The organism is Rhizobium beringeri, assembly GCF_004306515.1.
Taxonomy (GTDB): Bacteria; Pseudomonadota; Alphaproteobacteria; order Rhizobiales; family Rhizobiaceae; genus Rhizobium; species Rhizobium beringeri.
Window position 1 is genome coordinate 85,694 of sequence record NZ_SILG01000006.1, and the last position, 12,440, is coordinate 98,133.

A 12,440-nucleotide genomic window follows, 5' to 3' on the forward strand; every position below is an offset into this window, starting at 1 on the left:
GTGAGGGCGATGGTACTGGAACAGGTGGGGCGGCCGCTCCGTCTCGTGGAGCGGCCGGACCCGCCAGCGTCGCCCGGCCACGTCGTCGTCAAGGTGGGGGCCTGCGGCGTCTGCCGGACGGACCTTCACGTCTGCGACGGAGACCTCTCCCAGCCAAAGCTTCCCCTCGTTCCGGGTCATGAGATTGTGGGAACCGTGATCGCAACGGGCGAGGGCGTTCCTCGTCGTCTTATCGGTCGAAAAGTCGGGGTACCCTGGCTGGGCCACACCTGCGGCCACTGCGCATATTGCCGGGAGGGCCGCGAGAATCTTTGCGACGCCCCCGGCTTCACCGGCTACACGATCGACGGCGGCTTCGCGACACACGCGGTCGTCGAGGCGGGCTACGCGTTCGAACTGCCTGACGATACGGACCCGGTGGCGACCGCGCCTCTTCTCTGCGCTGGCCTCATCGGGTGGCGATCCTTGAAGATGGCGGGCAAGGGGAGGACGATCGGCATCTACGGGTTCGGCGCGGCCGCCCACATCCTCGTGCAGGTGTGCAAGCATCGGGGCCAGAGCGTCTATGCGTTCGTGCGTCCTGGAGACGAGGCTGGGCGGAAGTTCGCGCTTGATCTTGGCGCCGTCTGGGCCGGGTTCTCCGGTGAGAGGCCGCCGGTGCCGCTCGACGCCGCCATCATCTTCGCGCCGGCCGGCGAGCTCGTGCCGATGGCGCTCGACGTAGTGCGGAAGGGCGGAACGGTGGTCTGCGGCGGCATCCACATGTCAGACATCCCGAGCATGCCCTACCGTCTGCTCTGGGGAGAGCGGCGGGTCGTCTCGGTGGCGAACCTGACGCGGGGCGACGGGGCGGAATTCTTCTCGATCGCGAAGGCGGCCGAGGTCAGATGCGTCACCATCGTCTACGCGCTTGAACATGCAAACGAGGCTCTCGACGACCTGCGGGCAGGCCGCATCAACGGCGCAGCCATCATCGTGCCATAGCCGCCATCCTCGTTGACGAGGATCAATGCGGATCGATCGGGCAAAACGGAAGCTTCTTCGTCAAGACGTCCGTCGACAACCGGCGGCGCTTCCGCGAGGAGATCAGAGATGTCGCGTTCGTTGCTAGCCCTGGGGGCGCTCTTCATCGCAGGTGAGAGCCTGTTGTCGGCTCCAGCCGTCGCAAACAGCCTGTCGCTCGCGCCGATGCTCCAGCGTGTCGTGCCGAGCGTCGTCAGCATCTCGGTGCAGGGCAAGGAACTCGACGACGCGGATGCGACGCTCGCCGATCCCTTCTACAGAAAGTTTTTCGGACTACCTGACGACGCCGCGCCGGCAGAGCACGGCTTCCAATCGGCCGGCTCGGGTGTCGTCATCGACGAGGTCCACGGCTACATCGTCACCAACCAACATGTCATAGCAAGCGCCTCGAAAATCGAGGTGGCGCTCTCCGATGGCCGACGCTTCAAAGCGAAACTCGTCGGCGCTGATCCCGAGACGGATGTCGCCGTCGTTCAAATTCCACCCGATCATCTTGTTCAGGCCGATTTTGGAAGCGCGTCCTCGCTCCATGTCGGCGACGTCGTCGTGGCGATCGGGAATCCCTTCGGCCTGGGCCAGACCGCCACGATGGGCATCGTCAGCGCGCTTGGACGCCGCGCCGTTGGATCGGAGGGGTACGAAGGATTCATTCAGACGGACGCATCGACAAATCCCGGCAACTCGGGCGGCGCACTTGTAAACGAGGACGGCGTCGTCGTCGGGATCAACAGCGCGATCATCGGCCCCGCCGGCGGAAGCATCGGCATTGGTTTTGCAGTGCCCGCCGAGACTGTCGGTATCGTGATGCGGCAGCTCATCCTGACCGGCAAGCTGGTACGCGGCGAGGTCGGAATTGTCGCTCAGGACCTGACGCCCGGTCTTGCAAGAGCGTTCGGCGTCGATGAAGGGCCGGGGGCGCTCGTCAGCGAAGTCCGGCCTGGTTCGCCGGCTGCGAATGCAGCAATTCAGCCGGGCGACGTCGTTCGAATGGTCGACGGAAGGACGGTGCGCGGCGCGTCCGACGTCCGAAGACTTGTGGGTTCGCTACCATTGCAGTCCAAGCCGTCCTTCCAGATCGATCGCGCCAGCCGAAGGATGGAGGTGTTTCCCGTGGTTTCCGACGCGCCGGTCGCCGAACCGGCCGCTCCCCGTACCATCCATATCTCCCGTGGCCCTCTCGCCGACGTCGAGATGGCGAACTCCCCCGACGGTCTCGGCGCGCGCGTCGTCGTCGTCGCCGAGGGTTCGGTCGCGGCACAGGCCGGCCTGCAGCCAGACGACGTTATCGTCGCTGTCGACCGGCAGCCGGTAACGGACGTCGGCCAACTGCTCGCAATTCTCGTGAAGGAGCATGTCCGCGCGCTCGTCACGGTCGTGAGGAACGGCCACCGCCTCTTCGTGGCCGCCGACGTGCAGACCCAGTAGCAGCCCCGCAGACGGTTTTCTGTCCGCTGAAATACCAAGGTCGCTCTCGTGCTTGATGAAGATCAACGACGAAATTCTGCGGCGCTGGCACGATCGTCTCGTCGCAAACCTGAAGGAGGTTGTCATGAACGACATTCATCTCAGACAGAGCATTCTCGACGAAATGGAATTCGAACCCAGCATCGACGCGGCTGGCATCGGCGTCGCGGTCCACAGCGGGATTGTAACCCTGACTGGTCACGTGCGTACCTACGCGGAGAAGGAAGCCGCCGAGCGAGTGGTCAGTCGCGTCAAGGGCGTACGCGGAATAGCTGCCGACATTGAGGTCCAGATTTTCGGACCGAAGGAAACAGACGACGACGACATCGCTCGTAGGGCTGTCAAAATGCTCGACTGGAACGTCTCCGTGCCAAAGGATTCGGTGCAGGTGCGGGTCCTCAAGGGGTGGATAACCCTCCGCGGCCAGGTCGAGTGGCAATATCAAAAGAATGCAGCTTACGATGCCGTGCGCGATCTCGCCGGCGTGGTGGGGGTATCCAACCTCGTGGAACTCAAGCCACGCATTACGGCCGTGGACGTCAAGAAACGCATAGAGGATGCGTTCCAGCGCGACGCCGCTCTGGAGGCCGATGCAATCAGAATCGACGTCCAAGGCAGAAACGTCATACTGTCCGGCAAGGTGGAGACCTGGTCGGAACGACAGGCAGCGGAGCGCGCGGCATGGTCCGCTCCGGGGATCAGCACTCTCGACGACCGGCTGACGGTCGGGTGATCGAATTATTGCGAGCGGCTGGACGCTAGCCGCTCCGCCCACTCAGCGGCAAGGGCGCCGTTGCGAGCGCCCTCGCATACGCCACCAATCCCGAGATCGAAGATCAGACCGTCTTTTCGGCTTTGCCCGACTGGCGCGTCACTCTCGTCTTCGAAACGAAATTCTGCACCTGCCGATGCTGAGCCTCCGTCGCGAGCGTCAGGAAAAGCTTGTTGCCTGGAAAGGCCGATCCGGGATGTTGACTGGAACTGTCGCCAAGACGCCTATCGAGCTCGATGTTCCGTATATCAACGGCGACAGCGCGAATGAGAGTCTCCCGTTTCTCCGACTTGGAATCCCGCCGTCAAGCGGAATCGCCATCATACTTCTCGTCGAGCAGCAGCCTGAGACGGGTCGACATCTCCGACGCCGTGTACGGCTTCTTTAGCCAGCCGGCGCCTGCTTCGATCTCCTTCTCCGCAGCATGGGGCTCCGAAAAGCCCGAGGTGAGAAGAATTTTCACCCTCGGCCAGCGTTCGCGAACCTTGCGGGCCAGTTCGTCGCCGTTCATGCCGGGCATGGCGACGTCTGAAAACAGCAGTGCAACGTCGTGCCCCGCCTCTAGCTCCTTCAATGCGTCGATCCCGTTCGTAGCTTCGATCACAGAGTAGCCAAGCGTCTGCAGGCGGCTGACCGTCACTCTGCGAACTCTCGCGTCGTCCTCGACCACCAAGATGGTTTCCGTGCCCCGAGACGGGGCGTCCTCGGCCCGCTGCTCGTCCGGATGGGAATTCTTCCCGGCGTCGGCGCGTGGAAGGAAGAGGCGCACCGTCGTCCCCTCGCCAGGTTCGCTGTAGAGCTGCAAGTGTCCTGCGGATTGCTTGGCGAAACCGTAGACCATGCTGAGTCCAAGACCCGTTCCCGAGCCCGTCGGTTTCGTGGTGAAGAACGGCTCGAAAGCCCTCTCCCTCACCTCGGACGTCATCCCGGTGCCGGTGTCGGTGACCGAAATGAGGACGTATCTGCCGGGGCGGATCGCCGGGTACATCCCGACGTAGTCGGCGTCGATCTCGACGCCGGATATCTCGATCGTCAGACGGCCCCCGGCAGGCATCGCGTCCCTGGCGTTGATCGAAAGGTTGAGAAGCGCGCTTTGAAGCTGCGCCTTGTCTGCCATTGCGCTCAGCCGCCGTCCAGGAATGATCGTCCGGAGCTCGACGGAATCGCCGAGCGTTCGCTGGGCGAGGTCTGAAAACTCTCCAAGCAGGGCGCCGACGTCCAGCTCTTTTGGTGCGAGGGCCTGCCGCCTTCCGAATGCCAGAAGCTGGGAGGTCAGTCTCGCGCCGTCGTCGGCCGCTGATTGCGCCTCCCGCAACAGGGACAACTGCCCCGGTTCGGCAAGACGGGCCTCCAGCATTTCGAGATTGCCGCTGATGACGGCGAGCAGATTGTTGAAATCGTGCGCGAGCCCTCCGGTCAACTGTCCGACCGCCTCCATTTTTTGTGACTGCCGCAGCTCGGCTTCAATGCGGTGGCGGCTCGTCAGATCCCTGACGAAGCCCGTGAACGTCCGCTTGCCGCCGGCGACCGCCTCGCCGACCGAGAGCTCCATCGGAAAGGTGGTCCCGTTCTTCCTGAGGCCGACGACCACGCGCCCGTAGCCGATGATCCGGCGGCGTCCGGTCTGAATGTATGAATCCAGATATCCGTCGTGCGCCTCCCTGTCCGGAGACGGCATCAGCATCGAGACGTTCTGCCCGATGGCCTCGTGCGGTGAGTACCCGAACAGCTTTTCCGCCGCGGTGCTGAACGAGGCGATGCAACCCTTGTCGTCTATCACGATCATCGCGTCGGGGACCGTAGCTAGGATGGACTGGAGGTGTGCCTGCCGCTCCCGCAGCTCGTCCTCGACCTGCTGCTTGAGGGTCACGTCGTTGTTGGACTGGACGATGAGCGTGTCCGGATCCCCAAGTTCGAGAACGGTCCACCGCGTCACGATCGCGAGTCTGGCACCGTCCTTTCGCCGGTGCCCCACCTGTCCGGTCCAGGACCCGTTGTTACGCACTTCGGTCCGAAGCTCCTCCACGTCCGCCGGGAATCGCGTGTCCAGAAGATCGTGAACCACCTTTCCCACGGCCTCCGACGCGGACCACCCGTAGAGCTGCTCGCAGCCTGAGGTCCAGCGCTGGATGACGCCATCGAAGCCGTGGACGATCAGATTGGAGCCGTCGAACATGCGCACGATCCGGTCCAGGTCTGTCTCACTGATAGCGTGTTCCAGCATAGCGTGCTCCTGCGTCTACGTCCTCGAACACGTCGTCCGGGTCTTCGTCGGCGGTGCGGGCCAGTGCCAACCGGCTCGCAACCTTGAACTGATGCTTGTCCGCAGGCAATAGTATGCCTTTGGCGACCAGCTTGGTAAGCGTCCTCGACACGGTCTCGATCGTTAGGCCGAGATGGTCGGCGATATCGGCGCGAACCATCGGCAGACTGATCGTCCGGCCGTCCCGTCCCTCGCTCCGTTCCAGCCGATGCAGCAGGAAGGTGCAGACGCGTTGCTCGGCGTTCTTGTGCGACAGCAGGAGCATGTGGTCCTGCGCTGCGGAGATTTCGTCGCGAAGTTGCGACAGAAGCTGAAGCCGGAAATCAGGCACGAGTTGCAGTTCCTCTTCCAGCGTCCGCTTGTTCATCCGGGTGAAGGCCACCTCATCGATAGCCTCGCCTGCAAACATGTAGCGGTTGCGAAATGATAGTCCAACCAGGTCGCCTGCACTAAGAAAACCGATGATGAGGCGGCGGCCGTCGGGAAGGAACCGGCATATGCGGACGTTCCCGCGCACGATGCGAAACACGTGCCGGGCGGCGTCGCCCTCAAAGAAGATCGTGGTTCCCGACTGGGCAGTCTCGACGGTCTGGCGCATGAACAGCGGGGCGAAGTCGATCATTCCATGCGACAGTGGCCGTTCGAGTGAATGGATGTTTGATACCGCTTGCATGTCGTGGCTCCATCTGCCGTTGCGTCGCCTGGATTTGACCGAACGCTGATGACACCGGAATGCGAGAAGCGTAAGACTTGGTGCGATTGTGTAACAATCCGTAACGAGCGAAGAATGCTGGAATGACGAGCGGAACTGTCAGACGGACCCGCATACTTGTCGTGGACGACGATGTCCGGATCCAAAGAATGCTCGCGCAGTATCTCGGCGAGGAGGGATTCGACGTCGACGTGGCAGGCAGCAGCTCACAGATGCGCGCCAGAATGGCGGGGGCGAAATTCGACGCCGTTCTGCTTGACCTCGTCATGCCGGGAGACTGCGACGGGCTCCAGCTCGCAAGGGAAATCCGTTCAGGGTCGGACGTTCCCATCATCATGCTGTCCGGCCGCGACGATGTCATGGACCGCGTCGTCGGTCTGGAGGTCGGCGCGGACGACTACATTGGCAAGCCATTCCATCTCCGGGAGGTGCTCGCCCGCGTGAGGACGGTCCTGCGGAGACGCACAGTTTCCAACGAAGCCGCACCCCCGGAAGCAGGCGTGCTCTTTTTCGCTGGATGGCGGCTTGACGTGGAACGGAGAGCGGTGACGAACCCGGCCGGGGACGAAGTGGCGATGTCTACGGGGGAGTTCGACATGCTGCATGTATTCGCCACCCATGCAGGGCGTGTCATGACGCGTGACATGCTGATGGACTTGACGCACAAGCGTGGCCGCGACGGCTTCGACCGCACCATCGACGCACTGATCGTCAGGCTGCGGCGCAAGATAGAGACGGATGCGGCAAATCCAAGCCTGATCAAGTCTGTTCGTGGCGTCGGATATCTCTTCACAGCAAGGCCGGAGACGGCTTCCGGTCGATCCTGAACATCAGGCCATGATCCCACCGACGAAATCGGTCTTCGCTTTCCATCTCTGAGAAATCACCTGGAAACTGCGCCCAGAACCGCATGTAGTCGCATCCCGCCGATCGCCTTCGAAGCGAGGTGAACAGGAGGTCCGTGATGGTCATGTCGTCAATGACGCTCGCCACCGCGAAGATCGGAACGTCCATCAATCGTCCGGCGATCGGATGCGCGCCGATCCGGTAGGCGGCCAGCCCCCGCACATAGCCTGCCGGATCCTTTAACGAGACGAGCGTCCACCGATCGGCGTTCGCCACCACTTGCGCCCAATCGTCGGCAGAAAAGCACGGAGCCGCCACCTGAATCAGGCTGTAGGCGATCAGCGCATCGTCCAAGTGGAGCAGGCGGACGCAATATCCCGATGTCATGACGGCTTTCCTCCTCGATAGAGAGGAAATGTTCGCATGGTCCGGCAGTTGGGGCCTTGTCCCAGGTCAATCGCCAGTTCGGGGAAACTCGAATGACAAAAGCCAGGGTGATTTGACGGTGATCAAAGACTGAGAACGCGATGGACTGTTCTATGTGCGCGTCGCCGCCTGTGAACGACGGCATTCTTGAGAGAAGGAGAATGACAATGGCAGACTCTGCAACGAAACTTTCCGTTAAGACCGAAGCAAGGCCGGCGGCGCCTGCCGACCGCTGGTGGCCCCTCGACAGCCTCCGATCCGAGATCGACCGCGTGTTCAACGACTTCGGCAGTCCGTCGATTTTCGACCGGGCCTTCAGCAGGATGCCGGCCGCGTTCTCGCGCGGCATGCTCGCCGTCGATCTCGTTGAATCCGACAAAGCCTTCGAGCTGTCGGCCGAGCTTCCGGGCGTCGACGCCAAGGATCTTGACGTCACGCTCGCCGACGGTGTGCTCACCATCAAGGGCGAGAAGAACGAGGCCAAGGAGGAAAAGGAAAACGACTATTACCTTTCCGAACGGCGCTACGGATCGTTCCACCGAAGCCTGGAATTGCCGCGCGGCGTGGACAGCGAGAAGATCGAGGCGAAGTTCTCCAACGGCGTTCTCAAGGTAACGCTGCCTAAGACGCCCGAGCGGCAGAAGAACGACAAGAAGATCACGGTCAAGGCGGCTTGACGGTCAACCCTCCGCTGCGCCGAGGGGGTGGCGTACGGTGGGCGCGGAGAGAGGGAGGGGGCGACCCCTCCCTCTTTTTCAGTTGATGCGAATGTGGTTCTCGACGGTCGCAACGCCTGGAACAGACCAGGCCGTCCGTTCGGCGACGCTGCGCTCGTGCCAGGCGCGCACGCCGCCTTCGAGAACGACCTTGTCGTCCTGAACCTTCACCGAGATGCCGCCGGCGTCGACTTCGGCACTCCGTTTCAGCGCGTCCTCGATCCGACGGCGGACGTCCGGCACCGTTGGGCACGGCCGTATCGTCAGCAGATTGAGGACGCCGACCACGCCGCCGAGCTTCCTGACTGCACGTTCGGCGGCAGCCCTCTGGAACTGCCAGCGCACTTCGCCCGACAACGTCACCCAGCCGCTCTCGACCTTTACATGAACCGGTCCCTCAGGAAGCGCCGTGTTCCAGGCGATGATGTCGATCGCCCGCGATGCGATCTGGTCGTCCGCATGCTGCCTGTGACCTACGCACCGCACCTCGATCTCCACGGCCACCGCCCGGACGCCCTTCACCCGCGCTGCAACGTCTTCCGCTGTCAGCTTTTCTGCATAGGTCGACACATGACCGGAGAGGGTCGCAATGCCATCTTCCACCGAGACGCCGATATGGGCGGCGTCGATGCTGGGTTCGAACGCCAGCTCGTCGATTATGTCCTGTTGGATTCCTAAGTCCGTCATTTCTACCTCCTGTTGGATTCCGAAGCCCGTTGGCCCCGCGGGGTATGATGCGCCGTCCAAAATTTCCGGCGTTGCGCTCGGTCAATTGAACCGGCGACGACCTGCATCTTCCCAATCGACAGAACGTCAGGCGAGCACCGAACATGTCTTTGACCTTCGTCAACGTGCGGTCGTCCGGGGTGCCTTAAAGTGCCCGACAACACATAGGAGCTGTCATGGCCAATCCGATCCTTCACTTCCACGGCGCCGCGGGCTCGGTGACCGGATCGTGCTTCCTGCTGGAGACGGTCGGGGGGCGCATTCTCGTTGATTGCGGGATGTTTCAAGGGTCCAAATCGGAAAAGGAACTGAACTACAAGCCGCTCCCATTCAATCCCGAGAAAGTCGACGCAGTGCCGCTCACACATGCGCACATCGACCACTCGGGCCTGCTTCCGAAGCTCGCGAAGGCGGGATATGGCGGGCCAATCTTTGCAACGGCAGCAACGATCGACCTTTGCACGATCATGCTGCAGGATTCGGGTCACATCCAGGAGTCGGAGGTCCGACAGTTCAACGGAAGGAATCGCAGACGGGCGCGAGAGACGGTGGAGCCCATCTATACCGCCGACGACGCCCGCAGCATGCTGCCGCAGTTCATCGCGGTCGAGTACGGCGAGTGGCGGGAGACCGTTGGCGGCGTAAGGTTCCGTTACTGGAATGCTGGTCACCTGATGGGTTCCGCATCGATCGAAGTCGAGACGCCCGGCGCCGACGGGGCGACAAGAATTTTGTTCTCGGGGGACGTCGGCGCGAGCAATAAACTGTTCGAAAATCTCCCTCGGGCGCCTTCCGGGGTCGATTACCTCATCTGCGAAAGCACGTACGGAGACAGGGAACGGGAAGAGTACGCCCTGAAAGATCGACGGGACCGACTGCGTGAAGTGGTGGCGAGCTCGAACAGCCCCGGCGGGGTCCTTCTCATTCCCTCCTTCGCCGTCGAGAGGACTCAGGAAGTGCTGACCGATCTCGTCGCCCTCATGGACGAAGGACAGGTGCCGCGGTGCCCGATCATGATAGACTCGCCGCTCGCGTCGCGAGCGACCGAGGCATTCAAGAAGCATGCGGCCGACCTCGGTCACGGCAAGGCGTTCCTTCGCGCGCTCAACGCGCCGAACGTCCGCTTCACCGAGACGGCCGAGCAGTCGAAGGCCCTCGATCTCGTCCGTGGCTTTCACATCATTATCGCGGCAAGCGGAATGTGCGAGGCGGGGCGGATCCGCCACCGCCTGAAGAACTGGCTCTGGCGGCCGGAGTGCACCGTGCTGTTCGTCGGGTTCCAGGCGGCGGGGACGCTTGGCCGTATCTTGCAGGAGGGCGCGACCGATATCCGCATCCAGGGCGAGGAGATTCACGTCTGCGCCAGGATGGCCACGCTCGACGCCTACAGCGGACACGCGGATGCAAGCGAACTGGATGCGTGGGTTGCTGGCCGGGAACCGATCCGGAACGCAGTCTTCCTTGTCCATGGAGAGGAGCGCGCTCGTGAAGCGATGTCCGCGCGTCTCTCGAAGCAAGTTTCCGCAAAGGTCGTCTGCCCGTCGCTGGACGACGCCTACGAGCTTTCACCGGCGGGTGCACGCCTCATCGAAGACACGACGCCCGCACGTATCAAGCCGGTCGTGCCCGGCAGGCCTGACTGGAACAACGACTATCAGGGATTCGTTCTGGACCTGTCCGATCGTCTGAAATCCGTGGCCGACGAGAGGGGCCGCGCGGTCGTGCTGCGCAGGCTTCGACGCGCACTGGACCCGGACGATGTTTCGGCGGTCGAAGGGAGGAGAGATTTCAATGCTAATCATGGATCGTGACTGCAAGCGCGGCGGAGAACGCTTCGCGATACCGACCCAGGGGGAGGTGCAAGGCAAGCTTATCGTCCTCGAGGTCGTCGCTATAACCTGCCTGCGGGAGGTTCTCGCTTCGAAGAATGCCTTTGCGGTCGCCGCGTTGAAGAAGAAGGTCCTGCGGGCGATGAAGGAGCAGTGCGCGCCGTTCGGTCTTTCGCCGGAAGACGAGACGGCCGCCCTGGAGTACGCATGCGAGTTCTTCGAAGAGGCAAGCAAGGAGGCAGCCGGGCAGGCTGCAACGAAGGTGGCTGCGAAGTCTGCTGGGACGGCACGCTCCAGGGCTTCGGGCCATGGATAGGGTTGCCGTCACTTTCAATGCCGGGTCCTCCAGCCTCAAGGTCGGCGTCTTCAGGCTGAAGGAGGGTCGGGCACTCCGGCTGGGAGGCGGTGTTGCCACGCTCGGAGACCAGTCAAGATTCACCTTCCGATTTTCTGACGGGGACGAGGCCGTCGATCTTCCCTCCAGCACAGCGATCGACGCGCGGCTGGTTTCGCAGGTCGTCGATTGCATCGTCCGCAGAGGATTCGACCCCGTGGTGGCCGGCCATCGCATCGTCCATGGGGGACAGGTCTTCGATGGCCCCGTTCTGCTGGAACCCAAGGTCGTCCTCAGAATGGAAGACCTGACGCATCTTGCGCCGGTGCACCTTCCTCCTGCGCTTGCCATCGTCCGCGCAGTCCGGAGCGCTTATCCGGACATACTGCAGACAGCGTCCTTCGATACCGCGTTCCATTCGTCGCAGAGCAGTCTTGCCTCACGGCTCGCCATTCCAAGAGAGTTGCATGACGCCGGGATCCGCAGATACGGCTTCCACGGTCTTTCCTATAAGTACGTCGCCGGCGAACTCAGGAAACACGATCCAGACCTGGCCGCCGGCCGTGTCATCTGTGCGCATCTTGGAAGCGGCGCGAGCCTCTGCGGCATGGTCGACGGCGTGAGTATAGACACAAGCATGGGCTTCTCCCCGCTGGACGGGATTCCGATGTCGACCCGGCCGGGCTCGCTCGATCCGGGCGCTGTCGTCCACCTTCTGCGCAACAATTTCCACGACGCGGAACGTCTCGAGGATTTCCTCTACCACCGTTGCGGGCTGCTCGGAGTCTCCGGCAAAAGCGGCGACGTCCGGGTCCTGCTGGAGGATTTCCATCCGGAGTCCAGGGAAGCCCTCGACCTCTTCTGCTTCAGGATCGCCGGCGAGATAGGAAGGCTTGCCGTCTCTCTAGGCGGGGTGGACGCCGTCATCTTCACCGCCGGCGTCGGCGAGCATCAACCGGAAATACGCAGTGGCGTCGCCCACCATCTGGGTTGGCTGGGTCTCTCGTTGAGCGAGCCCGCGAACAAGATGAATGCGACCGTGATCAGCGCGAGGGAAAGCGAAATCGTCGCCCTTGTCATTCCGACCGACGAGGAACAGGTCATCGCCGAAGAAGCGATCGAAGTCATCAGCCGGCACAGGCTTTAAGGATCGAACAGGTCTGAACATAGCAGCCTTCAGCTCACCGCTCGCGAGCTCGAACTCATCGACCGCTAACTTCTGCGCGAGCCGCTTCGGCCGGAACAAATCAAGCCCCCTTCTGGGACCTTGGGGAACGACGCCCGGCCTCAACTTCATCTACGCCCATCTCAACCGTGTCACCACCCGCT

The 12,440-nt window shown here is 62.5% G+C and carries 12 protein-coding genes and 1 pseudogene; 9 read left to right on the forward strand and 4 right to left on the reverse strand.

The window, feature by feature from the left end; translation table 11 throughout:
- From ELH03_RS34655 to ELH03_RS34665, 3 genes are all read left to right on the forward strand, one after another.
- Positions 1 to 984 (forward strand): zinc-dependent alcohol dehydrogenase family protein, encoded by a 984-nt coding sequence (locus ELH03_RS34655; RefSeq protein ID WP_197730032.1) that lies wholly within the window; start codon positions 1 to 3, stop codon positions 982 to 984.
- Between the two features lie 108 nt (positions 985 to 1,092).
- A complete protein-coding gene (locus ELH03_RS34660; protein ID WP_130767485.1) occupies positions 1,093 to 2,448 on the forward strand; it encodes a trypsin-like peptidase domain-containing protein in 1,356 nt (451 codons plus the stop codon).
- 124 nt (positions 2,449 to 2,572) lie between these two features.
- Complete coding sequence (locus ELH03_RS34665) at positions 2,573 to 3,220, forward strand: BON domain-containing protein (RefSeq protein WP_130767559.1); 648 nt, start codon at positions 2,573 to 2,575, stop codon at positions 3,218 to 3,220.
- A gap of 343 nt (positions 3,221 to 3,563) precedes the next feature.
- Here the strand turns inward: ELH03_RS34665 and ELH03_RS34670 are convergent, their stop codons facing one another.
- Both ELH03_RS34670 and ELH03_RS34675 read right to left on the reverse strand, forming a co-directional pair.
- The gene (locus tag ELH03_RS34670) at positions 3,564 to 5,483 is read right to left on the reverse strand and encodes a hybrid sensor histidine kinase/response regulator (protein ID WP_130767486.1); all 1,920 of its coding nucleotides are present in this window, start codon (positions 5,481 to 5,483) and stop codon (positions 3,564 to 3,566) included.
- The gene (locus tag ELH03_RS34675; RefSeq protein ID WP_130767487.1) at positions 5,461 to 6,195 is read right to left on the reverse strand and encodes a helix-turn-helix domain-containing protein; all 735 of its coding nucleotides are present in this window, start codon (positions 6,193 to 6,195) and stop codon (positions 5,461 to 5,463) included. Before ELH03_RS34675 ends, ELH03_RS34670 begins: the two co-directional genes overlap by 23 nt.
- A gap of 122 nt (positions 6,196 to 6,317) precedes the next feature.
- Here ELH03_RS34675 and ELH03_RS34680 point away from each other — a divergent pair, with 122 nt between their 5' ends.
- Positions 6,318 to 7,061 (forward strand): response regulator, encoded by a 744-nt coding sequence (locus tag ELH03_RS34680; protein WP_130713372.1) that lies wholly within the window; start codon positions 6,318 to 6,320, stop codon positions 7,059 to 7,061.
- Here ELH03_RS34680 and ELH03_RS34685 read toward each other — a convergent pair.
- Positions 7,024 to 7,467, reverse strand: a complete 444-nt coding sequence (locus ELH03_RS34685) for a hypothetical protein (protein WP_018246470.1) — start codon at positions 7,465 to 7,467, stop codon at positions 7,024 to 7,026. The genes ELH03_RS34680 and ELH03_RS34685 overlap by 38 nt on opposite strands.
- A gap of 206 nt (positions 7,468 to 7,673) precedes the next feature.
- On the opposite strand from ELH03_RS34685, the gene ELH03_RS34690 reads away from it, so the two are divergent.
- A complete protein-coding gene (locus ELH03_RS34690; RefSeq protein ID WP_165420556.1) occupies positions 7,674 to 8,183 on the forward strand; it encodes an Hsp20/alpha crystallin family protein in 510 nt (169 codons plus the stop codon).
- 78 nt (positions 8,184 to 8,261) lie between these two features.
- Here ELH03_RS34690 and ELH03_RS34695 read toward each other — a convergent pair whose 3' ends face one another.
- Positions 8,262 to 8,909: a BON domain-containing protein gene (locus ELH03_RS34695; RefSeq protein WP_130767489.1), complete on the reverse strand. Its 648-nt coding sequence runs from the start codon at positions 8,907 to 8,909 to the stop codon at positions 8,262 to 8,264.
- A 215-nt stretch (positions 8,910 to 9,124) separates the two neighbouring features.
- On the opposite strand from ELH03_RS34695, the gene ELH03_RS34700 reads away from it, so the two are divergent.
- The 4 genes and pseudogenes from ELH03_RS34700 to ELH03_RS34715 form a co-directional block, all read left to right on the forward strand.
- Positions 9,125 to 10,759: an MBL fold metallo-hydrolase gene (locus tag ELH03_RS34700; RefSeq protein WP_130767490.1), complete on the forward strand. Its 1,635-nt coding sequence runs from the start codon at positions 9,125 to 9,127 to the stop codon at positions 10,757 to 10,759.
- Positions 10,740 to 11,093: a hypothetical protein gene (locus ELH03_RS34705; RefSeq protein WP_130686290.1), complete on the forward strand. Its 354-nt coding sequence runs from the start codon at positions 10,740 to 10,742 to the stop codon at positions 11,091 to 11,093. Before ELH03_RS34700 ends, ELH03_RS34705 begins: the two co-directional genes overlap by 20 nt.
- Entirely contained in the window at positions 11,086 to 12,258 is a 1,173-nt protein-coding gene (locus ELH03_RS34710) for an acetate/propionate family kinase (RefSeq protein WP_130767491.1), read from the forward strand. Before ELH03_RS34705 ends, ELH03_RS34710 begins: the two co-directional genes overlap by 8 nt.
- 69 nt (positions 12,259 to 12,327) lie before the next feature.
- A pseudogene (locus ELH03_RS34715) lies at positions 12,328 to 12,430 on the forward strand (phosphoketolase family protein); the annotation flags it as partial.
- Positions 12,431 to 12,440: the final 10 nt, after the last annotated feature.

Excerpts from the sequence above, each read along its gene's own strand:
- ELH03_RS34675 (WP_130767487.1), bottom strand. The coding sequence starts at position 6,195 with ATGCAAGCGGTATCAAACATCCATTCACTCGAACGGCCACTGTCGCAT.
- ELH03_RS34695 (WP_130767489.1), bottom strand. The coding sequence starts at position 8,909 with ATGACGGACTTAGGAATCCAACAGGACATAATCGACGAGCTGGCGTTC.
- ELH03_RS34690 (WP_165420556.1), top strand. The coding sequence starts at position 7,674 with ATGGCAGACTCTGCAACGAAACTTTCCGTTAAGACCGAAGCAAGGCCG.
- ELH03_RS34685 (WP_018246470.1), bottom strand. The coding sequence starts at position 7,467 with ATGACATCGGGATATTGCGTCCGCCTGCTCCACTTGGACGATGCGCTG.
- ELH03_RS34710 (WP_130767491.1), top strand. The coding sequence starts at position 11,086 with ATGGATAGGGTTGCCGTCACTTTCAATGCCGGGTCCTCCAGCCTCAAG.
- ELH03_RS34660 (WP_130767485.1), top strand. The coding sequence starts at position 1,093 with ATGTCGCGTTCGTTGCTAGCCCTGGGGGCGCTCTTCATCGCAGGTGAG.
- ELH03_RS34700 (WP_130767490.1), top strand. The coding sequence starts at position 9,125 with ATGGCCAATCCGATCCTTCACTTCCACGGCGCCGCGGGCTCGGTGACC.
- ELH03_RS34670 (WP_130767486.1), bottom strand. The coding sequence starts at position 5,483 with ATGCTGGAACACGCTATCAGTGAGACAGACCTGGACCGGATCGTGCGC.
- ELH03_RS34680 (WP_130713372.1), top strand. The coding sequence starts at position 6,318 with ATGACGAGCGGAACTGTCAGACGGACCCGCATACTTGTCGTGGACGAC.
- ELH03_RS34705 (WP_130686290.1), top strand. The coding sequence starts at position 10,740 with ATGCTAATCATGGATCGTGACTGCAAGCGCGGCGGAGAACGCTTCGCG.
- ELH03_RS34665 (WP_130767559.1), top strand. The coding sequence starts at position 2,573 with ATGAACGACATTCATCTCAGACAGAGCATTCTCGACGAAATGGAATTC.